Genomic DNA, 25,297 nt, shown 5'->3' on the forward strand with positions numbered 1-25,297 from the left:
CACGGGTGTATAAACAGTTGGGTGAAAAACAAGCGTTTACTATAAAGCGACTCTGTACAGGTGACCAGTAGTACAACCTTTCGGCGAGCGGTTAAATTAAAGCCGCCAACGCCCCGTGGTGCGACTACGCCCTCGCGAGGCGGTGGCGGGCAGTCCATTACTGGTGTAGGCGTGACCGTTATAAGCATGAGTTAATGCAATGGCTAATGCATCGGCGGCATCGGCTTGAGGCGTGGCGGAAAGCTGCAGAATAGCGGTGACCATATGCTGCACCTGAGCTTTATCCGCACCGCCCTGGCCGGTGACGGCTTGCTTAATTTGCCGCGCGGCATATTCGGCAAGACTTAAGCCATGGTTGGCCATGCAGACCAACGCCGCACCACGCGCTTGGCCAAGCTTTAATGCAGAATCAGGATTTTTGGCCATAAACACGCGCTCAATGGCAACCGAAGTAGGTCGATGGAGCTCCACCACTTCACTAAGACCTGCATAGATTTGTGCCAATCGCTGCTCTAGCGCACCGTTAGCGGTACGAATACAGCCACTCGCTACATAACAAGGCTTAACCCCGATCACATCAATCACGCCGTAACCAGTAACACGTGAGCCAGGGTCGATCCCCAAAATACGGACAGCTACAACGGGCTTCTTTTCAACCATGAAACGGGTACTCATGAGTGGGCTTAACGCTGAACGTTAGCAACATACAAAAACACCGACGCCAAGGCGTCGGTGCTGGTCAGTCACTCAACCGATTTATTCGGCGGCTGTTTCCGGCTGTGCTTTTTGGCGCAGACGGATATTGAGCTCTTTTAACTGCTCGGGGCTTACTTCGCCGGGTGCATTGGTCATCAAACAAGCAGCACTTTGCGTTTTCGGGAAGGCAATCACTTCACGAATAGTCTTGGCACCTACCATCAGCATTACCAGTCGATCCAAACCAAACGCTAAGCCACCATGGGGCGGCGCGCCGTACTGAAGCGCATCTAGCAGGAAGCCGAATTTCTCTTGGGCTTCTTCTTCACCAATGCCCAAAATCTCAAACACCGTGCTCTGCATGGTTTGGTCGTGAATACGGATAGAACCGCCACCTAGCTCAGTGCCGTTGAGCACCATATCGTAAGCGCGAGATAGCGCTTTCGCAGGATCAGCCTTTAGCTCTTCAGGAGAACAGGAAGGCGCCGTGAAGGGGTGATGCAGCGGGCTAAGACGACCGTTGTCATCCGCCTCGAACATTGGGAAGTCGACTACCCACAGCGGTGCCCACTGCTGCGTGTAAAGTTCAAGATCGGCCCCTAGTTTGACGCGCAGTGCACCAATGGCTTCATTGACGATGCGCGTCTTATCGGCACCAAAGAAGATGATATCGCCATCTTCAGCGCCCACCCGGTCGAGCAGCTCTTCAACGATATTTTCCATAAACTTAACGATCGGCGACTGCAGACCTTCAAGCCCTTTGGCACGCTCGTTGACTTTAATCCATGCCAAGCCTTTGGCACCGTAAATGCCAACAAACTTGGTGTATTCGTCGATCTCTTTACGTGAAAGCTTAGCACCGCCAGGCACTTTCAGGGCCGCCACGCGACCATCTTCAGCGCTTGCCGGGCCTGAGAAGACTTTAAAATCGACCTGCTGCATAAGGTCATCGACATCGGTCAGCTCGAGCGGAATACGCAAGTCAGGTTTGTCGGAGCCGAAACGATCCATCGCTTCCTGCCAGGTCATGCGCGGGAATTCAGGCAGCTCAGCACTTAGCACCTCTTGGAAAAGCTGACGAATCATGGCTTCGGTGATGCCCATGATGTCATTCTCTTCCACAAACGATGCTTCAATATCAATCTGGGTAAACTCAGGCTGGCGGTCAGCGCGCAGATCTTCATCGCGGAAACACTTAGCAATTTGATAGTAGCGATCAAAACCCGCCACCATCAATAGCTGTTTGAATAGCTGAGGAGACTGGGGCAGTGCAAAGAAACTGCCCGCGTGAGTACGGCTAGGCACCAAATAATCCCGCGCGCCCTCTGGCGTGGCGCGAGTAAGCACCGGTGTTTCGATATCTAAGAAGCCCTGATTCTCCAGGTAAGCGCGAACGCTATGCGAAATACGTGAGCGCAGGCGCAGCTTTTCAATCATGTCGGGGCGACGCAGGTCGATGTAACGGTGCTTTAAGCGCACCTCTTCGCCTACTTTGCCATGCTCATCTAGCTGGAACGGCGGCGTGATAGCTGAGTTCAGTACCTCAACCTCTTTGGCCAACACTTCGATCATGCCAGTGGGCATGTTGGCATTCTGCGTTCCGTCAGGGCGCAGCCGAACGCGGCCGGTAATACGCAGAACATACTCGCTGCGTGCACGGTCGGCAGTAGCAAACGCCTCGGCGGTATCTGGGTCAACCACAAACTGAGCGATACCATCGCGGTCGCGCATATCGAGGAAGATTACCCCACCATGGTCACGGCGGCGATGAACCCATCCGCATACCGTAACCGTTTGATCCACCAAAGTTTCGTTCAGCTGGCCGCAATAATGGCTGCGCATGTCAAATCCTGTTCTGTTACGTGGCAAAGTAGTGTGTCGCGGATTGTCCCGACCCTGACTGCTCCGGCTATGCCGCAGCACCGTTGTCTTTGGGAGTGACACTCTTGGAAGTAGCACTGGTATCGCTTGTTTTACCGGCATCTGTAGATACTGCTTTGCCGTCAGCGACCAGGTTCTTTTTACTTCCTGTTTTAAAATCGGTCTCGTACCAACCGCCGCCAGCTAAACGGAACCCCGCTGCCGAGACTAGCCGCTCCAAGCCATCGCTTTGGCATGCAGGACAATCTTTTAGAGGATCGGCGCTGATTTTCTGCAATTTTTCCAGGCGATGGCCGCAGGCCTTGCACTCATATTCATAGATGGGCATCTTAATGGCTCCTAATAAGCTCAACCCTGATCAGCTTAGGTTCTTAAAAATTAGGTTCTTAAAAACTCAGTCCTTAAAGCTTAATTCTTGAAGCTCAGCCTCAAATCAGGGCTCTTAAAAACGCAGTTCTTAATAGAATAATGGCGAACACAACGCTGCCAGGCTGCCAATATGTGGCCAGACGGGATAAATTCCAAGGCTGCGGTTGATAAAGCGCCGCCATTATACCCTTTTGTGACCCCTGCCGAGCAAGGTTAAGCAACCCCCCGGCGATGAATGGAGACAATTAAATGCCACACGCGGTGATACTGGATGCAGAAAGTCTCGGCCCCAAGATCGATTTAACGGCGATTAAGGAAACCGTTTCTCACCTTGAGGTATTTCAACAGAGCAGCACAGATCAGGCGTTGGAACGCCTCGCCAATGCTGACATTGCAATCGTAAACAAGGTTGTGCTGGATGCAAACACCTTGCAGCAATTACCCAAACTACGTTTGATTTGCGTCTTAGCGACCGGGCTCAATAATATTGATCTTGAGACAGCTAAAGCCCAAAACATTGAGGTAAAAAATGTTGCTGCGTATGGTACGGCCAGCGTATCACAGCACACCTTGATGCTAATGCTGGCGCTGGCCAATCGACTGCCCCTTTATCAGCGCGATGCCGCTGCCGGTGAGTGGCAGCGCAGCACTTTTTTCTGTTTGCAGGATCACCCCACATTGCAACTAGCGGGCAAGCACTTGGTGATGGTTGGACAAGGCGAATTAGGTTCTGAGGTCGCTCGCCTGGCAGAGGCCTTTGGCATGCGCGTTACCTTCGCCGCCCGCCCCGGCAATGAAGCTAATGACCAGCGAGCCTCGCTAGACGATTTATTGCCTGACGCCGATGTTATTAGCCTGCACTGCCCTCTCAGCGACGCCACAAAACATTTGATCAATTCAGAGCGCTTGGCCAACGCCAAACCATCGCTCTTACTAGTCAACTGTGCCCGAGGCGGCGTTATTGATGAGCTTGCCGCATTAGAGGCACTGCGCAGCGGCAAGCTAGGTGGGTTAGGGGTTGATGTGCTACCCGCTGAGCCGCCTAAAGATGGCCACCCCCTGCTGGACGCCCTCAGTGAGCCACTCAATTTAATTGTGACACCTCACAATGCCTGGATCACGCCCGAAGCGCGCCAAAATATTGTCGCTCTAACGGCCAAGAATATTATCGAATGGAAATCGGCATAAACTTTTGCCTACCTTTGGGGCCTCAACAGGCCCTAATGTGTAGCAAAGTGGCTAGGCGCGCGGCACTGATCCAGCACCTCTAACTCTACGTGTGTTACGTGCGCCCTTTCCGATCCTTCCCACAACCATTCGCTCACCCGCTTGACGGCCTCGGACTGACCGCATAGCAATACCTCTACGCGACCATCGGGCAGGTTTTTAGCATAGCCTGTGAGGCTATGCTGAAGCGCCTTCTCCTGCGTAGCGCGGCGATACCAGACGCCTTGTACTTTGCCAGTAACAACGGCACGCACACAGCAGGTTGTCATATTATCTCCCTCCGTCACTCTTCCAGACGCTGTCTTTTCAATGGCACGCGAATGGTTCGCCTTAAACGAATTCGTGTTTGATAAGCACAGCGCTATTGCGTGGAATTAATGGCCGACCTCGGCGCAGTAACAGCGAACGAGTAAACGCTGCGCCAAACAGCAAAATTAAGGAACTGTAGTAAACCCAGAGCAAAATCATTACCACTGAACCTGCAGCGCCATAGGTGGATGCCGTAGCGGTATACGCCAGATAAAATGCAATCAAGCTGCGACCCAACGTAAATAGCACAGCGGTAACAGCGGCACCAATTAGTACGTCTTGCCAACGCAATACGACATCAGGCAGCACTTTAAAAATAGTCGCGAATAGCAGAATAACAACGCCAAGGGAAATCAGTGATTCGATGGTCGTCGTCAGAAAACCGGCATAGGGAACTAAATTATCAGCCGCTTGAAGCATGCCTCTCAGCACTACTCCCATGACTAATGAAACTAACAAAATAAAACCAATAGCGAGTACCACCGTCAGCGACAAGAGGCGACTTTTTAGGAAAATAAACACGCTGTTCGAGGTCGGTTTAGCCGTTACCCCCCAAATGGTGTTAAGTGAAAACTGCATTTGAGCAAAGACAGTGGTAGCGCCCACTATCAGGGCAATCACACCTAAAATGGTAGGTAACAATCCAGACTCTTCGATTCGCGACTGAGCAACGGCATCTTGTATGGCGATGGCGGCATCAATACCTAAGGTGCCTTCCAGTTGGGCAACAATTTGCCCCTGAGCCGCGTCTTCACCTAATACAACGCCGATAACGGTGACGGCAATAATAATCGTGGGTGCCAAGGAAAAAAGCGTATAAAACGCTAACGAGCCTGCATAGCTAAAAGCATTTCGCTCAAGCCAAAGTGCAATGGCATCTTGCATTACCTTCCACCAGAAGTAAGCCGCTCGTTTAATCATGTCCACTCCCTGTATGACTACTATTGAGACGTTTTCTAAGAATTATCAACATCCTACTTTTCTAGCATACCTAACCATAGCGCGTAGTCATAACACGTAGTGCAGTTTTCTAGTACATTGCGCCTGCCCCGCACAGCGACTCATAATGGTAGCCTGCGATCACCAAACGATAAGGAAGCTTCGATGGTCAATGATATTTCGCGTTCTGCGACCGCCTGTGACTTCGACTGTTTGGTTTTTATTGGCCGCTTTCAGCCGCCTCATTTGGGTCATTTAGCCATCATTTGTGAAGCGCTCAAACGCGCCCGACAAGTGATCGTACTGGTTGGGTCAGCTTGGCAGGCTCGTTCTCTACGCAACCCCTGGCGATTTGATGAGCGTCAGGCCATGATTCGCGCCACCTTTGATGACGCTGATAATCAACGCCTTGAAATTACCCCCCTGCTGGATGCGCTGTATAACGACGATGTTTGGGTACGTGATGTGCAGCGCAAAGTGCGTGACTTAGCAGCGCCGGCCAACGCTCGCTTGCCGCGTATTGGCTTAATTGGGGCCAGCCGTGGTCAATCGAGTTACTACCTTTCGCTCTTTCCCCAATGGGAGTCCGTTAGCGTTCCGCCAGTAGAAGGTATTTCAGCGAGTCAAATTCGCGAGCGCTTGTTTCGCTCTCCCGGTTCAACAGATGACTATTTAACCACTGGCGCTTATCACGACTTGCCACCCGGCGTAGTAAAGGGCGTAAAGCAATTCTGTAAGACCAGTGCTTATCATCAACTGCTAGAAGAGCAAAAACTATTAGACCAATACCGCCAAGCGTGGGCGCAAGCTCCCTACCCGCCTATTTTTGTGACGGTCAATGCGGTAGTGGTTCAGTCAGGCCACGTACTGTTAGCAAGGCGCACGGCAGCCCCTGGCAAAGGGCTTTATGCATTACCGGGGGGCTTTATTAATCCTCATGAACGACTGCTAGACGCCTGTCTTCGAGAACTGCGCGAACGCTTGCGCTTAAAAGTTCCTGAACCAGTCCTCAAGGGCTCGCTGCGTGGCCAACGCTTATTTGATGAACCCCATCGCAGCTGGCGTGGACGGACATTAGCGGAAGCTTTCTATTTCGCACTTCGTCCAGAGCAGCAACTGCCTCGTTTAAAACCTGTCAAAGGCGGAGATCATGCCCGCTGGGTAGCCCTTGCGGATCTTGAACCCGACAGCTTGTTCGAAGATCACTTCTTTATTATTCAGAATTTTTTGGGGTTGCCTGCCGATTTCGGGAGTGGCTAATTCAAAATAACCAAACGTTGCTGGTGAATAAGTACTTCAGGCGTGCAAGAAATCACGCGGCAACTTCATCATTTGCCGCCATAGACGCTCGACGCCCGGTTTATGCACCATAGAGCAACGGTATAAGCGAATCTCAAGAGGAATATCCCAACTCTGATCGCCAGCTCTCACCAAGCGGCCACTTTTAAGCTCTTCCTTGATACAAAAATCAGGTATCCATGCAACGCCGACACCTTGCAGCACCATGCCTTTTAGACCTTCCGCCATGGCTGTTTCATACACGGTGCGAAGCTTCATGCGTAGCGGATCATTTTTCAGCAGCATACGCACGCTGCGCCCTAAAAAAGCGCCTTGCGTATAGGAAAGGTAGGGTATAGAAGCGTCATGCTGAAGTGAGAACAGCGGCTTCCCCTGGTCGTCTGGCAGCGATACGGGCAGCATATTGACCTTGCCAATTGAAAACGAGGGAAATACCTCTGCATCCAGCTGCATGGTGGCAAAAGGGTCGTAATAAGCGAGCATTAAGTCGCAGTTGCCCTCGCGTAGCACATGGATAGCCTCGCCTACGTTCATTGCGACTAAGCGAGTAGGCAACTCGCCTAAGCCTTTCTGTAAGCGGGAGATCCATGGTGGGTAAAAACTCAACGCTAATGAGTGTGCGGCAACAATGTCCAATGCTTCATTAGCAATTGAGAGGCCCCGCAAATGGCTCAGCGATTCATTTAATTGCTCCACTAAATTGCGTGCTGTTACTAAAAACAGCTGCCCTTCTGGAGTTAACCCTACTGGCGTGGTAGAGCGGTCTACAAGCGTGACATCAACGGCTTGTTCTAACGCCCTTATGCGACGGCTAAAAGCAGGCTGAGTTACATGTCTTTGGCGTGCCGAAGCTGAAAAACTGCGCGTACTAGCAAGTGCTACAAAGTCTTCTAACCATTTTGTTTCAAGGTTCACCCATGACTCCTTGTCCTACCTAGCCCACTTATTATTGAACTGGCGCCGTTAAGTAGGCAGCTCGAGAAATGACCTTCATCCACATAGAACGCTGGTTAATTTCATCTATTGTAACTCGGCGGCAATTTTCAAAGTCAGCCTCTAGCATTGTCTCAACGCTGGCGGCAAAATCGGGACTTGGAATAAAGGCCGTAATTTCAAAGTTTAGGCGAAACGAACGATTATCTAAGTTTACTGTACCAACGGTTGCTGCGTCACTATCAACTAGCATTACTTTTTGGTGTAAAAAACCTGGGAGATAACGGTATATTTTTACACCAGCCCTCAACATATCAGGTAAAAATGAAAAGGCTGATAAAAAAACGAGCAAGTGATCTGGACGCTCAGGGATCATTACACGGACATCAACTCCTCGCATCGCAGCAAGACGTAGCGCATCCTGAACCCCCTGATCGGGAACAAAGTAGGGACTGGTCACCCATAGCCTCTCCTTAGCGCTATGAATTACCTGCTGAACCAATAAACTCGCCGTATCCTGACGATCTGCGGGCCCTGAAGGGACAATCACTACATGGTGGTCGGTTGACGGGAGGGTCTCCGCCAGCCAATGTAAACTGATCACTTCATCAGTAGCCCAGTGCCAGTCCTCCCAAAACGCCTCCTGCAAGCCCAGCACACTGGGTCCTTCAAGCTTTAAGTGTGTATCGCGCCAAGGGCCATGCTTAGGATCTTTACCTAAATATTCGACCCCAACATTAAAGCCACCTACCCAACCCTCTTTGCCGTCAGCGACCATGACTTTACGATGGTTACGAAAGTTAAGTTGAAAACGGTGCTTAAAACCTCGTGAAGAACGAAATGCGCTAACAGCGACACCCGCGCTGATTAAATCTACTAAGTAGCCCTCATTCAACTTGCGACTGCCCACTTCATCATAGAGAAAATAAACCCTTACACCACGTTGAGCAGCACGCTGTAAGTGACCTTGCAATTGCTTACCTAATGCATCATTTCGAACAATGAAAAACTGCACCAGCACATACTGCTCAGCACGATCAATACCATCAAACAGGCTAGCGAAAGTATCTGTACCATCGATTAGTAATGTCGCTCGGTTACCATGCGTTAACGGCATCATAGCGAGCTGCTCTACGGCTTGAATATCCGGACTGCTCGAGGGTGCCACATAGGGCAACACATTGGCCCGATAGCGCACTAATACTCGACGTAGCACAGTGTCACGCTGACCACGAGCAGAAACATAACCATAAAAACGCGGTCGCCCAAAAAACCAATAGGCTGGAAGAGCGACATAAGGGAAGGTCAGTAGCGAGATAATCCAAGCGACCGCACCCTGGGATGTTCTGCTAGACATCAACGCCATAATGGCTGAAACAATGCCTAAGAGGTGTATCAATAGAATGCCAGTCCCAAGCAACCAGGAGGCCATAACCACATCCTCATGCGCGTAATTCACGCCAAAACAAATAACAATAATGCCGGGGCCTCGCCTATAGCGAGGCCCCGGCCAGCTGCAACTTACTTGATAGACGTTAAAGGCCAACCAAAAGAAAGCACGCTGTTACGCAGATTGAGCAATAATCTCTTTCCACTTGGCTGGGCCTGTTTGATGCACAGAGGTGCCTAGACTATCGACTGCCACGGTTACCGGCATATCTTCAACTTCAAATTCGTAGATCGCTTCCATGCCCAGGTCTTCAAATCCGACCACACGTGATTTTTTAATCGCCTGAGCCACCAGATATGCAGAGCCACCCACAGCCATAAGATACACTGCTTCGTTATCACGAATGGCATCAATGGCCAACTGGCCACGCTCCGCCTTGCCTACCATGCCTAGCAAACCGGTCTCTTCAAGCATTGTGCGAGTGAACTTATCCATACGGGTTGCGGTTGTCGGACCAGCAGGGCCAACTACCTCATCACCAATGGGGTCAACTGGCCCCACATAATAGATAAACCGTCCTTTCATATCAACGGGCAGTGGCTCGCCTTTGGCTAGCATATCGATCATGCGCTTATGAGCAGCATCGCGACCCGTTAACAGCTTACCATTCAGCAACAGCGTGTCACCTGGCAGCCAGGTTTTGACTTCTGCGGGCGTCACCGTATCGAGATTGACGCGTTTGACGTTCTCGCCCGCCTCGCGGGTGATTTTAGGCCAGTCCTCCAGCTTTGGTGCCTCTAGCACAGCTGGTCCAGAGCCATCCAGGGTAAAATGGGCGTGTCGGGTAGCTGCGCAGTTGGGAATAATGGCGACAGGCTTGTTAGCGGCATGGGTTGGATAGTCCTTAACTTTAATATCTAGCACCGTAGTTAAGCCGCCTAACCCTTGGGCACCAATACCACTTTTATTAATCTTATCAAACAACTCCAAACGTATCTCTTCGGCGCGGTTGCTAGGCCCGCGGGCCTGCAAATCCTGGATATCGATAGGATCCAGCAGTGCCTCTTTGGCAATCATCATCGCTTTTTCAGCGGTACCACCGATGCCAATCCCCAGCATGCCCGGCGGACACCAGCCAGCGCCCATCTTCGGAAGCTGCTCCATCACCCAATCCACTACGCTGTCGGATGGGTTAAGCATGGCAAATTTGGACTTGGCCTCGCTGCCACCGCCCTTTGCTGCTACGTGAATATCAACGGTGTCGCCGGGCACAATGGAGTGGTGAATAATGGCCGGCGTGTTGTCTTTGGTGTTAGCACGCTTGCCGTCTGGATCCGCCAGTACCGAGGCACGCAGAATATTGTCAGGAAGCAGATAGGCACGACGCACACCCTCGTTGATCATGTCGTCAAGACTCATATCCGCGTCCCAGGTAACGTTCATACCCACATGAACAAACACGGTGACAATACCGGTATCCTGGCAGATCGGACGATGCCCGGTTGCACACATACGCGAATTGATCAGAATTTGCGCAATGGCGTCTTTAGCGGCCGGGTTCTCTTCGCGCTCGTAGGCAGCGGCCATCGCATCAATAAAATCTTTAGGATGGTAGTAAGAGATATACTGAAGAGCATCGGCAACGCTTTGAATAACGTCGTCCTGGCGAATCACGGTCATGAACTAACTGCTCCTAGGTTGTCGTCTAGTCAGCGGCTTTTTCTACGTATGCAGAAGTTGCCGTCTTAGCGTTGGGTAAGTATACCGTATTGCCCCTCCTGCGGCAGCACTCCTCTGTGCTCAACTGGTCGCTATCGGTAGCGCTTTAGTCAATGCTTGTCATAGATCAAGATAACGGTATAAAAATGGGTGGCTTATCTTCCCTATGTAATTTCCAAACGCCATAAAGCTGATTGTGGGAATAAAGCACACGCTGATCAGCAAACCGAATTAACATCGCTTTGCCCCTGGTATCTACCCGTGCAACCTGGACACCCACAAGGGAGGATGCCTGTTCGGCAAGCTCTGGAAAGGCGAACCAGGCATCTTCTATTACCTGCCCGCCTATCTGCTGCTCAATACGATCCGCCGCACGCCGAATTTCTGGACCTTCAGGCATGCCGTTAGCCCAACATCAGCTGTTTTTCTTTCATCTGGTGAAGCTGATCACGCAGCCGTGCAGCCTCTTCAAACTCCAGGTTTTGCGCTGCTTCAAACATCGCATCTTCAAGCTTGCTAATAGCGCCCAGCAGATCATGCTTGCTCATAGTAGATAAATCATACTCGGCCGCACTTTCTGCCACCTTGCGCTCATTGCCACGCCGACGGCTGCTCTTTTTACCCGGCGCCTGAGCCGCTTCAAGGATATCAGCCACTGAACGCGTCACGGTTGTCGGGGTAATACCATGCTCTAAGTTGTGCTCGGTCTGTTTCGTGCGCCGCCGTTCGGTTTCATCCATCGCTTTACGCATGGAATCGGTAATGCGGTCACCGTATAGAATAGCTTTACCATGGGCATTACGGGCCGCTCGGCCGATGGTTTGGATCAAGGAGCGTTCAGAGCGCAAAAAGCCCTCTTTGTCTGCGTCTAAAATCGCCACCAGCGAGACTTCGGGAATATCCAGGCCTTCACGTAGCAAGTTGATGCCCACTAACACATCGAACTTACCCAAACGTAAATCGCGGATTATCTCGACGCGCTCAACGGTATCGATATCCGAGTGTAAATAGCGTACGCGTATACCATGCTCATCAAAATACTCGGTTAGGTCTTCGGACATTCGCTTGGTCAGCGTAGTCACCAGGACTCGCTCACCGACAGCGGTACGCAAACCGATCTCTGACAGCAGATCATCCACTTGGGTACTGGCAGGCCGCACTTCAATCTCAGGATCCAGCAATCCGGTTGGCCTCACCACCTGCTCAACGGTTTGGCTGGCGTGATCAGCTTCATAGGGGCCTGGGGTAGCGGAGACAAAAATAGTTTGCGGGGAAATCGACTCCCACTCCTCAAACTTCATTGGCCGGTTATCCAGTGCGGAGGGCAGCCGGAAGCCATACTCCACCAATGTCTCTTTGCGAGAGCGATCCCCTTTATACATACCGCCGACTTGCGGAACGCTAACGTGGGACTCATCAATAAACAGTAGTGCGTCATCGGGCAAGTAGTCGAAGAACGTCGGCGGCGGCTCCCCTGGCGCACGGCCTGAAAGATAGCGGGAGTAGTTTTCAATGCCGTTGCAGTAACCCAGCTCCAGCATCATCTCAATATCGTATAGCGTTCGCTGTTCCAGGCGCTGCGCTTCAACTAGTCGATCATGCTTACGCATCCACTCTAAGCGCTCTTTAAGCTCGGCCTTAATTGCGTCAATGGCGCCTAAGATGGTTTCACGCGGTGTCACATAATGCGACTTCGGATAGATGGTCATCCTCGGGACCTCACCGCGAACGGCACCGGTCAGTGGATCGAATAGACGAATCGTGTCGATCTCGCTATCAAATAGCTCCACGCGGACCGCTTCCTCATCCGAATCGGCGGGAAAAATATCGATCACATCCCCGCGTACCCGGTAAGTACCGCGACGGAAATCCATATCATTGCGGGTATATTGCAGCTCGGCCAAACGGCGCAGGAAGGCACGCTGATCAATCAATTCACCCCGGGTGAAATGTAGACGCATCTTCAGGTATTGATCCGGGTCACCTAGGCCATAAATTGCCGAGACTGACACCACAATCAGCGCGTCACGTCGTTCGAGCAGTGCTTTGGTGGCTGAAAGGCGCATCTGCTCGATATGGTCATTTATCGAAGCATCTTTCTCGATAAAGGTGTCCGAAGAGGGCACATAGGCTTCTGGCTGGTAGTAGTCGTAGTAGGAAACAAAATACTCCACCGCATTATCGGGAAAAAATGACTTAAACTCCCCGTAAAGCTGTGCCGCCAGGGTTTTATTGGGCGCCATCACAATGGTGGGACGCTGCTGCTGTTCGACCACATTGGCCATGGTAAACGTTTTACCCGACCCTGTTACCCCAAGCAGTGTTTGATGGGCAAGCCCTGATTCCAGGCCACTGATCAGCCCTTTAATGGCGGCAGGCTGATCGCCAGCAGGCTGAAATTTTGACTGCAACCGAAAGGCTTTGCTCATTGTTACTCCTAAAAAGGGGGAAACTTAACCACATAAAGCTAAACCAAACTGACCTAAACAAGACGCGTAGCAATCTCGACCGTGGAGTCAGTCATCAATCGCTGGATGGGGCAGCGATGACTAATATCTTCAAGCCTGGCACGCTGTTCAGGATCATCAATACCGTGAAGTTCTAATGCCACCTCTAACTTGTAGAGGCCCTTTTTTTCCTGGCTATCATCTCGCCGCACCGTCACAGTAATACCTTCAAGCGGCCACTCTTTGCGTTTAGCGTACATTTGTACTGTAATCGCCTTGCAGGTACCCAATGCAATATCGAAGTAATCGTGAGGGTCTGGCGCACTATCCTCGCCACCCACCACTTTGGGTACATCTGCGTAAAGATCTTCTAAGCCTTCAACCACCACCCGCTGCCTAAAAGCGTGGTTGCGCTCACTAATCACAGTAATCGGTGGGTGCATTAGAATACCTTTATGCCTAATTTAAGTTTTTCTATCGCGTTTATGAGGGTTTCTCGCTTCGCCCTGCCGTCAACATCCGCCCCATGACGACCCACTTCGGCACTATCAACGCCTTCAAGCATCATCAATGCTGTGGTAATTTTGTTAACTTGATCGACCGTTTTTACACCCTGAAATGTTAATGATTGCTGCGCCATTCTGTGTCCCTGCCTATTGACCTATGCAAAACTGATACAAGGCAAAGAGTCTAGCACGCTAATGGTGCCTTGCAATCAGCACCCCCTGCCCGCACCTAGTAACCAGCGTATTTAACTAACCGCGTATTATTCATTTCATCAGGAGTTTTTATGGCGACCGCCACTTCCCCTAGCGCCCCTTTTGGCAGCGTCCGCCTTACTCACTTAGCCGCTTTGGATGTGAAAGGTGCGGATGCCGAAAAGTTCCTGCAGGGTCAAACCAGCACCCAGGTCAGTTTAGCGAATGGTCTATTTGCACCACTCACCTGTTTCTGTACGCCAAAAGGGCGAATGCTGGCCAATGCTCAGTTACTGCGCCTAGGCGATGACCACTTTCGCCTACTGCTGAGCACAACCTTAATAGACAGCTTAGCCAACCATCTTAAAAAATTCGCCGCTTTCTACCAGGCAGAGTTAACCCCCCAGTCTGGCGTTATTTTCGTCGGCGCTAATGATGATGCCCAAACGTTGGCTGACCAGCTCGGCCTAGCCCTCCCCCAGCAGCCAGCAACTCATACCACCAATGCCAACGCATGTGTTTTACGTTACCCCGGTGAGACACCTCGCTGGCTGTTCTGTTTCGAAGCCGAATCCAATGGCTCAGTTGCAGCGGCTAAGGATGACGAGGCGAGCCGCAGCGCATGGCAACTTGAAGATATTCGCAGCGGTTTAGCCTGGGTAACCGATGCGCAGCAGGATCACTTCTTACCGCAAATGCTCAACTGGGAAGCACTCGGCGGCATTAGCTTTAAAAAGGGCTGCTACACCGGCCAAGAAGTCGTCGCCCGCGCGCATTTTCGGGGCCAGGTGAAGAAACGCTTGATGCGCGCTAGCGTGAAGAGCACGGCGCTAGCGGAGATAGGCGCTAGCCTTGTGAATGGCGAGGATAAATCGGTAGGCGAAGTAGTGGCGTTTGCATCAAGTGAACAGGGTAGTATTGAATTGCTGGCGGTTATGAGCACTAAAATTGCCGAGGAAGCAACGCCAGTCTTTCTAGCGGGAGAACCTGTTACCTTTTTGCCCCTGCCCTATGCGATTGAGCGCCTAGACCCCGAACAGATGGCAATCACTATCAACGGCCAGCATTAAATAACGACTAGCACTTAGTAAAGTTCAAGTCGAATAACTGCGTGGCGGTGGCACTGCTCTGCGCCGCCACATGGTTTTCCGATTGTCCGCGCAGCTTGCTGACGACTGCACATATTTGACTGATCCGGCACGGTTCATTGCGCATGCCCTGATAACCGCTTAGCGGCATATCGGGGCTATCGGTTTCAAGCACAAATGCATTGTCAGGCAGTGCTGCTACCGTTCGATGCAAGCGCCTGGCGCGCTCGTAAGTCACCGCGCCACCCAACCCCAGCTTGAATCCTAAATCGAGAAACTTAGTTGCCTGCTCGATTGAGCCGGAAAAGGCGTGAATAAGACCAGCCTTGGGAAGCTTAAGCTGACGAAGGCGCTTAGCCACTTGGTCATTAGCGTGAACGCAATGCACCACGACCGGCAATCCATGCTGTTTGGCTAGCGCCAGCTGTGCATCAAAGTAGTACCACTGGGCTTCAAGGGTATCGCTAAAACGCCCATCAATACCGCACTCACCCACCGCAACAACTTCTGAATAATGACTAAGCATGTGGTCAAGCGCGGCAATATCCACCTCTTGATGCTGCTCCACAAAGTAAGGGTGAAGACCAAGGCATACTGAAGTATCCGCACGTTCAGCCAGCGCCAGCACCTGCTGCCAGCGTGATCGAGTAGTGCCCGGCACAACAAAGTGCGCCACGCCCACTGCTTTAGCGGCCTTGAATACCTCCGTTCGATCACCATCGAAATGAGCAAAATCTAAATGGCAGTGAGCGTCAACCAGCATCACAACGTACTTAAGCCTCAGTGCTCGCGGGTGGGCTGGAACCGAATATCTGGCCAGCGCTCCTGGGTCATCTGCAGGTTAACCCGGGTCGGCGCGATATAGGTGAGATAGCCACCGCCATCAATGGCCAGGTTAGCGCTAGCTTTACGCTTAAACTCTTCGAGCTTCTTAGCATCTTCACAGTAGACCCAGCGGGCGGTTTGCACATTCACGCCTTCATATAAGCAGTCTACTTTGTACTCTTCTTTCAGGCGGTGAGCGACGACATCAAACTGCAGGGTACCTACGGCGCCAAGAATCAGATCATTGTTATCCATTGGCATAAAGACCTGGGTCGCGCCCTCTTCGGAAAGCTGCTGTAAGCCTTTTTGCAACGCCTTCATTTTTAGCGGGTCTTTGAGTCGTACGCGCTTGAAGAGCTCGGGTGCGAAGTGAGGTATGCCGGTAAAGCGCATATCTTCACCCACGGTAAAGGTATCACCAATCTGAATAGTGCCGTGATTGTGCAGGCCAATGATATCGCCAGGCCAGGCCTCTTCCACTTGAGAACGATCGGAGGCCATAAACGTCAGTGCATCGGCTATTTTTACATCTTTGCCAATACGCACATGGCGCATCTTCATATTTTTTTCGTACTTACCCGAACACACCCGTAGAAAGGCAATACGGTCCCGGTGATTGGGATCCATGTTGGCCTGAATTTTAAATACAAAGCCCGTAAACCGCTCATCGCTGGCAGTGACAACTCGCGTGTCGGTTTCATGTGACTGAGGAGGCGGGGCGTACTCAACAAAACCATCCAACATTTCACGCACACCAAAGTTACCCATGGCAGTACCGAAATAGACCGGCGACAATTCGCCACGGCGATACGCTTCAAGATCAAACTCATGGGAAGCACCACGCACCAGTTCCACTTCCATGCGCAGCTCTTCGGCCTGGTCTTCGCCTAACGCAGCATCCACCTCTGGGCTATGTAACCCTTCAATACGCTTGTCATCAGGAATGCGGCTGCCCTGCCCCTGAGTATAAAGATGAATCACATCGTTATAGAGGTGATAAACGCCTTTAAAATGGCGCCCCATACCAATTGGCCAGGTCATGGGCGCACACTGGATGTTCAATACCGTTTCGACTTCATCCATGACTTCAATCGGGTCTCGGATATCACGATCCATTTTATTGATAAAAGTTAAAATCGGCGTGGTGCGCAGACGACAAACTTCCATCAGTTTGATGGTGCGGTCCTCAACGCCCTTGGCGCCATCAATCACCATCAATGCGGAGTCAACGGCCGTGAGCGTACGGTAGGTATCTTCAGAGAAGTCTTCGTGGCCAGGGGTATCCAGCAGATTGACGATACGGCCACCATAGGGGAACTGCATTACCGAGGTGGTTACCGAAATACCCCGCTCCTGCTCCATTTTCATCCAGTCAGAGGTGGCATGGCGGTCATTACGCTTACTCTTAACCGAGCCTGCAAGCTGGATCGCGTTTCCGAACAGCAGCATTTTTTCGGTGATCGTGGTCTTACCAGCATCAGGGTGCGAAATAATAGCAAACGTCCTGCGAAGCTCTGCTTCACGGGCTAGTTGAGTGTCTTTCATTATGCCTCTTCGACTATGTGGTCTTAGCGCGGCTATCAGTTAGTCGCTTTCAACTAACCTAGCCATCGCGCTATGAGCAATTTCCAATGCCGCAATTGTAACGCCTGGAGGCTACTTTTGTCGCGGCTGGCGTCAAGGTTCGCCCCCTAAAGACAGACCAAAAAAAACGCTGAACAGGTCAGCGTTTTATCGTGCTATGCAAAATTATTACAATTAATAAGCGCTATGCGAAGGTATTCACCTGCGTACCAACCACACCTTCTTTAGCCAGATCCGGCTGATCGCTGGTATTTGCCGAGGCCAATACTTCAGTTACTTGCTCGGCCTGGGTCTCTAATGCCTCTTTAAACACCTGCATTTGCGCCTGCTCTGCCGTTTGCGCCTGATTCATATACAACGATGCGCTCACAGAACTGCTAATGCCTACATCCATATTTCCACCTCATGGTATGCAAATGTACTTACAAGCTAGCAAAGAGGCATCGCTTAAGCAAAAATATCACCCGCTTTAATTAGCCTCATCACAAAAAATAACGAGAAACTCTAAAAGCGGTCGGCACGAAACGGCGCCATGTCGATTTCCGTTGGCTGGCCTTCCATCATATCTGCCAGCAGTTGACCCGTAGCAGGGCCTAACGTAAATCCTTGGTGCCCATGCCCAAAGGCTAGCCACAAGCCAGGGTGCCTTGGCGCCGGGCCAATGATTGGCTTCATATCGGGCAAGCAGGGACGTGCTCCCTTCCATGGGGCTTCATCGCGTCGCTCGCCTAGCGGAAAGACACTGCGCGCTACACTTTCTGCAGCAGCTAATTGCTTTACATCTGCCGGCGCATCCAAGTGATCAAGCTGCGCGCCGGTGGTCAACCGAATGCCAGCATTCATTGGCGCCAGCAGGTAGCCAACTTCGGCATCCATCACCCAGTAATTGAGTTTAGCCGTGCCTTCTGGGGCGTAATGCATGTGATAGCCACGCTTAACAAAGGTGGGGAAGTGATAGCCCAACTCTTTTAACCAGTTACCTGCCCACGGCCCCAAGGCGACCACTACCTCGTCGGCTTCTAACACCTCACTAGCAGTCTTGACCTGCCAATGCTCGCCTAGCTGCTGAATGGATTGAATATCGGCTTGAAGAATGCGCCCGCCATCATTGCTGAATGCCTGCGCATAAGCGGCTACCAGCGCCCCAGGGTCAGCAACGGTCCAAGGGTCGAGCCAATGAATCGCAGCAATAATATCGTTGCTAAGCGAAGGCTCTTTAGCCGCTAAGGCAGCGCGATCGAGTTGCTCGAACTGTACCCCATAGAGACGGCGCGCCTCTTCAGCGTCTTTCAGCCGGGCGGCCAACTTTTCGTGCGTACGGTAAAGCTCAAGCCACCCTTGCCGTCGTACCAGATGGTCGGCGCCTGCCGCCTCTATCATGGGTCCGTGGGTTTTAAGCGACAGCTGAATGAGAGAAGCATACTCAGGGACGATTTTTTGATACGCCTTGGGCGCGGAATTCATCCAATAGCGCAGCAACGGCGAAGCGGCGCTAACCATACCCGACGGACGATAGCGAATATCGACTCTGCGATTTGGCAAGACACTGAGTAGCGTTTTGACATCGCGCGGAAAAGGATAAGGCCGAACGGCTTCGCGCTGGATAATCCCCGCATTACCAAACGACGTTTCTCTACCAGGCTGGAGACGATCCACCAACGTGACGTCATAACCACGCTGCTGCAGATGCCAGGCAATGCTGACACCGACCATGCCTGCTCCTAAAACCACCGTTTGACGCGCCATTGTGATGCACTCCTCAATACCAACCAGATCCACATACGATAAATAATAACTAATTGAAAAATAACACCAAACATACAGCTTTTATAGAGTCGAAAACGCTCTTTTTAACAAGATAAAAAGTGTTTAATTCTATAGAAATGGCTAGAAACGACGACTTCACTATAGACGGCATAACAATTGCTTAGATTCTATAAGGACATACTAACAATGGATTGTTTATAGCCAAGGAGTCATTAATCCCCTACCCAAAGCAACGGCATCAAGCACTAAAAAGATGCACGCTTCGCACCAAAAAATGCCAAGGACCATGTCATGCCTGCAACACTAGAACTGGATCAATCTCTGCTTGATACCTTGTGGGTGCTATGGGCAGCCGCCCTGGTGTTTGTGATGCAAGCGGGCTTTCTATGCCTAGAGGCCGGCACCACGCGCACTAAAAACGCTATTAATGTCGCTATGAAAAACGTAGCGGACTTTGCCATCGCCGTCAGTGTTTTTTGGTTGGTTGGGTTTGGCATTATGTTTGGTTTCTCTCAACATGGCCTCATTGGCAGCACGCTGTTCGGCTGGCAATTACAAGCATCCAGTAGCTGGGTAATTACGGTATTTATTTTTCAAGCGATGTTCTGCGCAACGGCGGCCACCATTGTGGCTGGCGCAGTGGCCGAGCGGATGCCTTTCTTCGCCTATATGTGGACAGCGTTTTGGATTGCCATACTCATCTATCCGGTATTTGGTCACTGGGCATGGGGCGGGCTTTTGGGGGGCGCCCAAGGATGGCTTAACGCACTAGGCTTTGTCGACTTTGCAGGTGCAACCGTCGTGCATAGCGTGGGAGGCTGGGTAGCGCTTGCAGCGGTGCTTTGTATTGGGCCACGCAGGGGGCGTTTTGCTCACGGCAAACCGCCGACTGCTTTCCCTTCAGGCAACCTGCCCCTGGCGATGCTTGGCGCACTATTTATGATTTTAGGTTGGTTCGGGTTCAATGGAGGCAGCACGCTCGCGGTCAATACGCAGATCCCAGGGATATTAGCCAATACCATTTTAGGTGCTGCTGGCGGCATACTTTCCGGCATGCTGATGGGACTTCGCACGCGCCGCTACGCCGACGTAATGTATGCCATTAATGGCGCTATTGCAGGATTAGTGGCAGTGACTGCAGGCGCACACGCCATTTCTATGCAAACTGCTTTTAGCTTAGGCGCTATTAGCGGTGTATTAATGGTACTAAGCAGTGAGTGGCTGCTTAAAAAGCACATTGATGACGCCGTATCCGCCATTCCGGCTCATCTTGTTTCAGGCATATGGGGCACATTAGCGCTGCCATGGGTTGCCGATTTAACCCTTTTAGACACCGGCCTTTCTCGCGCCAGTCAGTTTGGAGTGCAACTCACGGGCGTTGTTGTCTGTGGCGCCTGGAGCTTCGGCACTGCATGGCTGCTGTTTCGTATTACTCGGCTGTTTTTACCCATCCGCGTCTCTTCAGACGCTGAAAAAATGGGCCTTAATCTTGCAGAGCATGGCGCCAACAATGAACTCAACCAACTACTGGAACATATGCGCCAGCATGAAGAGCAAGGCGATATGCATCAACGAATTGAAGCCGACCCTTTCACTGAAGTTGGTGAAATTGCCGCTAGCTATAACCGTGTCACTGCCGCATTGGAAACGGCCGTTGGCCATACCCGCGTTATGCTTCGCAACCTGCGTGATGGCGTGATCACCTGGCAGGCAGACGGTACCTTGACAAGTCTCAACCCAGGCGCAGAGCAGCTCTTTGGTGTTAGCGCTTCACACCTTATTGGTCAACCCGTTTCACAGCTACTCCCAGGACATCGCCTTACCCCTGGCGCACGCCATGAAATCAAGCGGCGCACCCCAGACAAAGACATACGCTATTTGGAAATACTGATTAGCGAGGGCGCCAGCGGCTCTGTATCCGAGCGCTCAGGCATGGTGCGCGATATTACCGAACGCAAACAGCTTCAAGAGCAGCTAAACCGTGAACGAGACCTTGCACGCACCACGCTTGCCTCTATTGGCGATGGCGTTATCACCTGCGATGCCAGTGGCACCGTGACCTTTATTAATACCGAAGCCGAAAGGCTAACTGGATGGTCACTTGAGGAGGCTACCGACTCCCCTATCCAACGGGTTTATCAACTAATTGATGAAAGCAGCGGCGAATCCCTTAGCAATCCCGCACGCCAAGTGTTAACCCAACTCACGCCTAAGCACTCCACCGAGCACTGCCTACTCATTCAGCGCAACGGCACTCACACGCCTATTCAACACACGGCGTCACCGATTCGCTCACGCAGCGGGATCACCTTAGGTGCCGTGGTGGTGTTCCAAGATGTCAGCTTCACTCGCAACCTTGCCGAGCAACTGAGCTATCAAGCCAGCCACGACAATTTGACCAACCTGTTAAACCGACGCGCTTTTGAATCAGAGCTGACCACCCTTCTCAATAGAGACGACGGCCTACATGTACTGTGCTATCTAGACCTTGATCAGTTCAAAATCGTAAACGATACATGCGGTCATTTGGCTGGCGATGAACTGCTTCGCCAAGTGGCGCTGAAGCTAAAGGCCCACGTACGCAGCAGCGACACCATTGCGCGCCTGGGTGGTGATGAGTTCGCACTGCTGCTGCCGGACTGCAGTATAGAAAAAGCGCAAATGATTGCAGAAGCGCTACGCAGCGATATTGAAAACTATCGCTTTGCCTGGCAAGGACACACCTTTGGTATTGGCGTAAGCATTGGCTTAGTAGCGCTTAAATCTGCTGAACCCATGCAACTTGCCCAGGCCCTACACGCTTCTGATGCTGCCTGCTACGCAGCTAAAGAGGCAGGCCGTAATCGCATCCACTGCCACCAGCCCGACGATCACTCTTTGCTGGAGAAACACGGCGAACTGCAATGGGTGCAGCGCTTGCAAAACGCGTTGGATAACGATGCTTTCAGGCTTTTTGCTCAGCCGATTAAAGCAGTTTGCACGACTGGATCAGGTTACCAAGAAATTTTAATTCGCTTAGAAGAGCACGGGGAGCTTATCGCACCCGGTAGTTTTCTCCCCGCTGCTGAACGCTACCACTTTATGGTTCGCATTGACCGCTGGGTAATACGCAACACACTGGCATGGCTAGGCGATCAAAGCCGTCATTCTGAAAAACCATCGGCGGGCACTTGGGGAATCAACCTCTCAGGGGCATCACTATCCGATCCTGATTTCTGTCAGGACTTGATTACCCAAGTAAGCACCGCGGGACTCCCCCCTCACACGCTATGTTTTGAGATTACTGAAAGCACGGCCATTGCTCAGCTCTCTCGGGTGAGTGAATTAATTCATACATTAAAGGGCTACGGCTGTTATTTCGCGCTGGACGACTTCGGTACTGGCCTTTCTTCATTCAGCTACTTGAAAGAATTACCCGTCGATTTTCTTAAAATTGACGGCAGCTTTATCCGTAATGTACATCAAGATCCAATTGACCGGGCAATGGTCGAAGCCATTCATGCGGTGGGAAAAGCGCTAAATATCGAAACAATCGCCGAGTTTGTCGAAACCAATGAAACGCTCAATGCGTTAAAGCAGATAGGCATTGATTACGCTCAGGGATATTTACTCGGTATGCCTGAACCACTGACACACATGGCAGGCAGCCGTATAAAAGTGATGCCGCGCTAGCGCCCCCACTCAGCAAAAATAAAAACAAGAAGCCAGAAACGAAAAAAACCCAATTAAGGGCTTCGCGTGGTGATTAACAATTTACAGAAAAATATAGGAAATGGGGTGGATGATGGGATTTGAACCCACGACCACCGGAATCACAATCCGGGGCTCTACCCCTGAGCTACACCCACCACAACCTAAAACTGGTACGCTTATATTGTCAATGGGGTGGATGATGGGATTTGAACCCACGACCACCGGAATCACAATCCGGGGCTCTACCCCTGAGCTACACCCACCAAAGACAATCTAACGTAGAAACAATATCGTATGCTTGAAGGAATGATTCTGACAGGGTGTTACCACTGAATTAGATGGCACGCCCAGCAGGAATCGAACCCGCAACCTACGGCTTAGAAGGCCGTTGCTCTATCCGGTTGAGCTATGGGCGCACAAAAAGCATTCAGAAATAACGAATACTGATGAGCACTAGACCACAACCAAAGCTTGGAAAAGCAAACTTCTACCTTTCACGTAAAGTGTGGTCGGGATGGAGGGATTCGAACCCCCGACATCCTGCTCCCAAAGCAGGCGCGCTACCAGACTGCGCTACATCCCGATTTAATTACCTTTGACGCTACCGCTTGGTCCGTCTCAAGCGAGGCATATATTACTATTTCTATTTTTAAAGTCAACCACTAAAGTGATTATTAGTTTAGATGCTTTGCCTGGGTGGCCTAGCGTGCGAAAATTGCGACCTCTATAAGCGCTGTTGGTTATGCGCTTGGTATTCGCTTTTTTAACGCTTCACAGGGATTCCACTACATGACCGCCCAACTAATCGATGGCAAAGCCATCGCTGCTGCTGTCCGTCAACAGGTTGCTGAGAAGGTTACCGCACGTAGAGCTGCAGGCGCGCGGGCACCAGGGCTAGCCGTGGTGGTAGTTGGGGAAGATCCCGCCTCTCAAGTCTATGTCAATAACAAGCACCGCGCCTGCGAGCAAGCGGGTATTCTCTCTTTTCAGCATGCGTTACCGACCAACACTTCTCAGCTCGACCTGGAAGCGCTTATCGACCAACTCAACAGTGACCCTACTGTCGATGGCATTCTGGTTCAGTTGCCACTGCCTAAACACCTCAATGCCGGACCCATTTTAGAGCGCATTCTGCCTGACAAAGATGTTGATGGGTTTCACCCCTACAACCTGGGTCGCTTAGCGCAACGACTGCCAGCACTTCGCCCCTGCACCCCCAAAGGCATTATGACCTTACTGGCACAAAGCGATATTCCGTTACGCGGCCTTGATGCCACCGTGGTAGGCGCGTCTAACATTGTCGGCCGCCCCATGGCATTGGAGCTGATGCTTGCAGGCTGCACGACAACGGTATGCCACCGCTTTACCCAAAACCTTCAAGATCACGTGAGCCGCGCCGACATCGTCGTTGTTGCCGTTGGCAAACCAGGGCTCGTTAAAGGTGAGTGGATTAAGCCCGGCGCTATCGTGATTGATGTGGGCATTAACCGCCAAGAAGACGGCACCTTAGTCGGCGACCTTGATTTTGCAACCGCTGCAGAACGCGCAAGCTTTATCACCCCGGTGCCGGGTGGCGTTGGCCCGATGACGGTAGCAACGCTGCTTGAAAATACCCTGGAAGCCGCTGAGCAGCACGACTTGGCCCGGCAGGCGCAAGGTTAATTCAAGTGACTTCAAATCTTTCCTCAAGGAGCATTGCGCAGTGAAGCGTATAGGTATTATTGGCGCGATGGCGCAAGAAGTAAGCACCCTGGTTAGTCAATTAGACAACCCACAACGCTATGAACATGCAGGCTTTGTATTTCATTCCGGCACCCGTTACGGCCTTGAAGTCATTGTGCTGCAATCGGGCATTGGCAAAGTGAACGCTGCTGTGGGTACCGCTATTTTACTGGAGCGACACCAGCCCGATGCGATTATCAATACCGGATCAGCGGGCGGGTTTGCTGCAGATTTAAAAATTGGGGATGTGATCATTTCTGATGAAGTTCGCCACCACGACGTTGACGCGGTGGTATTTGGTTACGAAATAGGGCAAGTGCCGGGGATGCCCGCCGCTTACCAGGCCGATACAACGCTGCGAGAAATCGCCCGTAACGCCATTGCGTCATTAGGCGAGGTTCAGGTACGAGAAGGATTGATCGCCACAGGTGATGCCTTTATGGCAGATCCAGCGCGGGTTGCGGCGACCCGCGCGCAGTTCCCGCTCATGCTTGCTGTTGAAATGGAGGGAGCTGCCATTGCCCAGACCTGCTACCTCTACCGCTGCCCATTCGTGGTTATTCGCGCCCTTTCAGACATTCCTGGCAGTGGCGACAATCACCTAACGTTTGATCAGTTCCTGGAAGTAGCGGCCGACCACTCGTCACGCATGGTCGATCTGATGCTTAAGCAACTTGGTACTGCCTAGCCGTAGATAGCAAAAGGGTCGAT

General features: G+C 51.6%; 21 protein-coding genes, 4 tRNA genes and 1 pseudogene. 6 read left to right on the forward strand and 20 right to left on the reverse strand.

The genetic code is table 11. From position 1 onward, the window contains the following. Positions 1 to 96: 96 nt before the first annotated feature. The 3 genes from ruvC to ACQKE4_RS02520 form a co-directional block, all read right to left on the reverse strand. On the reverse strand, positions 97 to 660 hold the full coding sequence (gene ruvC, locus ACQKE4_RS02510; protein WP_427386754.1) for a crossover junction endodeoxyribonuclease RuvC: 564 nt from the start codon (positions 658 to 660) through the stop codon (positions 97 to 99). 96 nt (positions 661 to 756) lie between these two features. Then, complete coding sequence (aspS, locus tag ACQKE4_RS02515) at positions 757 to 2,538, reverse strand: aspartate--tRNA ligase (protein ID WP_427386755.1); 1,782 nt, start codon at positions 2,536 to 2,538, stop codon at positions 757 to 759. Positions 2,539 to 2,605: 67 nt separating this feature from the next. Continuing rightward, positions 2,606 to 2,905, reverse strand: a complete 300-nt coding sequence (locus ACQKE4_RS02520; RefSeq protein ID WP_427386756.1) for an FmdB family zinc ribbon protein — start codon at positions 2,903 to 2,905, stop codon at positions 2,606 to 2,608. 290 nt (positions 2,906 to 3,195) lie between these two features. Here ACQKE4_RS02520 and ACQKE4_RS02525 point away from each other — a divergent pair, with 290 nt between their 5' ends. Continuing rightward, positions 3,196 to 4,134: a D-2-hydroxyacid dehydrogenase gene (locus ACQKE4_RS02525; RefSeq protein WP_427386757.1), complete on the forward strand. Its 939-nt coding sequence runs from the start codon at positions 3,196 to 3,198 to the stop codon at positions 4,132 to 4,134. A gap of 32 nt (positions 4,135 to 4,166) precedes the next feature. Here ACQKE4_RS02525 and ACQKE4_RS02530 read toward each other — a convergent pair whose 3' ends face one another. Together ACQKE4_RS02530 and ACQKE4_RS02535 are read right to left on the reverse strand one after the other, a co-directional pair. Then, complete coding sequence (locus tag ACQKE4_RS02530; protein ID WP_290833616.1) at positions 4,167 to 4,442, reverse strand: acylphosphatase; 276 nt, start codon at positions 4,440 to 4,442, stop codon at positions 4,167 to 4,169. Between the two features lie 61 nt (positions 4,443 to 4,503). Next, positions 4,504 to 5,403 carry a YihY/virulence factor BrkB family protein gene (locus ACQKE4_RS02535; RefSeq protein WP_427386758.1) on the reverse strand — a complete coding sequence of 300 codons (900 nt, stop codon included), beginning with the start codon at positions 5,401 to 5,403 and terminating at the stop codon, positions 4,504 to 4,506. A 183-nt stretch (positions 5,404 to 5,586) separates the two neighbouring features. Between ACQKE4_RS02535 and ACQKE4_RS02540 the strand changes: the two genes are divergently transcribed. Beyond that, on the forward strand, positions 5,587 to 6,681 hold the full coding sequence (locus tag ACQKE4_RS02540; protein WP_427386759.1) for a bifunctional nicotinamide-nucleotide adenylyltransferase/Nudix hydroxylase: 1,095 nt from the start codon (positions 5,587 to 5,589) through the stop codon (positions 6,679 to 6,681). Positions 6,682 to 6,717: 36 nt separating this feature from the next. Here the strand turns inward: ACQKE4_RS02540 and ACQKE4_RS02545 are convergent, their stop codons facing one another. The 7 genes and pseudogenes from ACQKE4_RS02545 to ACQKE4_RS02575 all read right to left on the reverse strand — a co-directional run bounded on the left by ACQKE4_RS02545 (position 6,718) and on the right by ACQKE4_RS02575 (position 13,849). Continuing rightward, on the reverse strand, positions 6,718 to 7,635 hold the full coding sequence (locus tag ACQKE4_RS02545; protein WP_290833610.1) for a LysR substrate-binding domain-containing protein: 918 nt from the start codon (positions 7,633 to 7,635) through the stop codon (positions 6,718 to 6,720). 31 nt (positions 7,636 to 7,666) lie between these two features. Then, on the reverse strand, positions 7,667 to 9,085 hold the full coding sequence (gene cls, locus ACQKE4_RS02550) for a cardiolipin synthase (protein ID WP_427386864.1): 1,419 nt from the start codon (positions 9,083 to 9,085) through the stop codon (positions 7,667 to 7,669). 132 nt (positions 9,086 to 9,217) lie between these two features. After that, the gene (locus ACQKE4_RS02555) at positions 9,218 to 10,723 is read right to left on the reverse strand and encodes a fumarate hydratase (protein ID WP_427386760.1); all 1,506 of its coding nucleotides are present in this window, start codon (positions 10,721 to 10,723) and stop codon (positions 9,218 to 9,220) included. Between the two features lie 187 nt (positions 10,724 to 10,910). Continuing rightward, positions 10,911 to 11,162, reverse strand: a pseudogene (locus ACQKE4_RS02560) (DNA-formamidopyrimidine glycosylase family protein); the annotation flags it as partial. Between the two features lie 4 nt (positions 11,163 to 11,166). After that, a complete protein-coding gene (uvrB, locus tag ACQKE4_RS02565; RefSeq protein ID WP_427386761.1) occupies positions 11,167 to 13,191 on the reverse strand; it encodes an excinuclease ABC subunit UvrB in 2,025 nt (674 codons plus the stop codon). A 53-nt stretch (positions 13,192 to 13,244) separates the two neighbouring features. After that, positions 13,245 to 13,652 (reverse strand): OsmC family protein, encoded by a 408-nt coding sequence (locus tag ACQKE4_RS02570; RefSeq protein ID WP_290833600.1) that lies wholly within the window; start codon positions 13,650 to 13,652, stop codon positions 13,245 to 13,247. Continuing rightward, complete coding sequence (locus ACQKE4_RS02575) at positions 13,652 to 13,849, reverse strand: hypothetical protein (RefSeq protein WP_290833598.1); 198 nt, start codon at positions 13,847 to 13,849, stop codon at positions 13,652 to 13,654. Before ACQKE4_RS02575 ends, ACQKE4_RS02570 begins: the two co-directional genes overlap by 1 nt. Before the next feature lie 150 nt (positions 13,850 to 13,999). On the opposite strand from ACQKE4_RS02575, the gene ACQKE4_RS02580 reads away from it, so the two are divergent. Beyond that, on the forward strand, positions 14,000 to 14,977 hold the full coding sequence (locus ACQKE4_RS02580; RefSeq protein ID WP_427386762.1) for a YgfZ/GcvT domain-containing protein: 978 nt from the start codon (positions 14,000 to 14,002) through the stop codon (positions 14,975 to 14,977). A 7-nt stretch (positions 14,978 to 14,984) separates the two neighbouring features. On the opposite strand, the gene ACQKE4_RS02585 is transcribed toward ACQKE4_RS02580, so the two are convergent. From ACQKE4_RS02585 to ACQKE4_RS02600, 4 genes are all read right to left on the reverse strand, one after another. After that, entirely contained in the window at positions 14,985 to 15,758 is a 774-nt protein-coding gene (locus tag ACQKE4_RS02585) for a TatD family hydrolase (protein WP_427386763.1), read from the reverse strand. Between the two features lie 17 nt (positions 15,759 to 15,775). Then, positions 15,776 to 17,365 (reverse strand): peptide chain release factor 3, encoded by a 1,590-nt coding sequence (locus ACQKE4_RS02590; RefSeq protein WP_290833593.1) that lies wholly within the window; start codon positions 17,363 to 17,365, stop codon positions 15,776 to 15,778. A gap of 223 nt (positions 17,366 to 17,588) precedes the next feature. After that, on the reverse strand, positions 17,589 to 17,798 hold the full coding sequence (locus ACQKE4_RS02595; RefSeq protein WP_290833591.1) for a putative motility protein: 210 nt from the start codon (positions 17,796 to 17,798) through the stop codon (positions 17,589 to 17,591). A 110-nt stretch (positions 17,799 to 17,908) separates the two neighbouring features. Beyond that, a complete protein-coding gene (locus tag ACQKE4_RS02600) occupies positions 17,909 to 19,150 on the reverse strand; it encodes an NAD(P)/FAD-dependent oxidoreductase (RefSeq protein WP_427386764.1) in 1,242 nt (413 codons plus the stop codon). Between the two features lie 312 nt (positions 19,151 to 19,462). Here ACQKE4_RS02600 and amt point away from each other — a divergent pair, with 312 nt between their 5' ends. Further along, positions 19,463 to 22,843 carry an ammonium transporter gene (amt, locus tag ACQKE4_RS02605; protein ID WP_427386765.1) on the forward strand — a complete coding sequence of 1,127 codons (3,381 nt, stop codon included), beginning with the start codon at positions 19,463 to 19,465 and terminating at the stop codon, positions 22,841 to 22,843. 101 nt (positions 22,844 to 22,944) lie between these two features. Here the strand turns inward: amt and ACQKE4_RS02610 are convergent. The 4 genes from ACQKE4_RS02610 to ACQKE4_RS02625 form a co-directional block, all read right to left on the reverse strand. Then, positions 22,945 to 23,019 (reverse strand) — tRNA-His (locus tag ACQKE4_RS02610). A 33-nt stretch (positions 23,020 to 23,052) separates the two neighbouring features. Next, a tRNA-His gene (locus tag ACQKE4_RS02615) sits at positions 23,053 to 23,127 on the reverse strand. 76 nt (positions 23,128 to 23,203) lie between these two features. Then, positions 23,204 to 23,280: transfer RNA gene (locus ACQKE4_RS02620), tRNA-Arg, on the reverse strand. 90 nt (positions 23,281 to 23,370) lie between these two features. Next, a tRNA-Pro gene (locus ACQKE4_RS02625) sits at positions 23,371 to 23,447 on the reverse strand. A 206-nt stretch (positions 23,448 to 23,653) separates the two neighbouring features. Between ACQKE4_RS02625 and folD the strand changes: the two genes are divergently transcribed. Both folD and mtnN read left to right on the forward strand, forming a co-directional pair. Next, the gene (folD, locus tag ACQKE4_RS02630) at positions 23,654 to 24,526 is read left to right on the forward strand and encodes a bifunctional methylenetetrahydrofolate dehydrogenase/methenyltetrahydrofolate cyclohydrolase FolD (RefSeq protein ID WP_427386766.1); all 873 of its coding nucleotides are present in this window, start codon (positions 23,654 to 23,656) and stop codon (positions 24,524 to 24,526) included. 40 nt (positions 24,527 to 24,566) lie between these two features. Then, on the forward strand, positions 24,567 to 25,274 hold the full coding sequence (gene mtnN, locus ACQKE4_RS02635; RefSeq protein ID WP_427386767.1) for a 5'-methylthioadenosine/S-adenosylhomocysteine nucleosidase: 708 nt from the start codon (positions 24,567 to 24,569) through the stop codon (positions 25,272 to 25,274). Positions 25,275 to 25,297 lie beyond the last annotated feature (23 nt).

The organism is Halomonas sp. NPDC076908 (assembly GCF_050269715.1).
Taxonomy (GTDB): domain Bacteria; phylum Pseudomonadota; class Gammaproteobacteria; order Pseudomonadales; family Halomonadaceae; genus Vreelandella.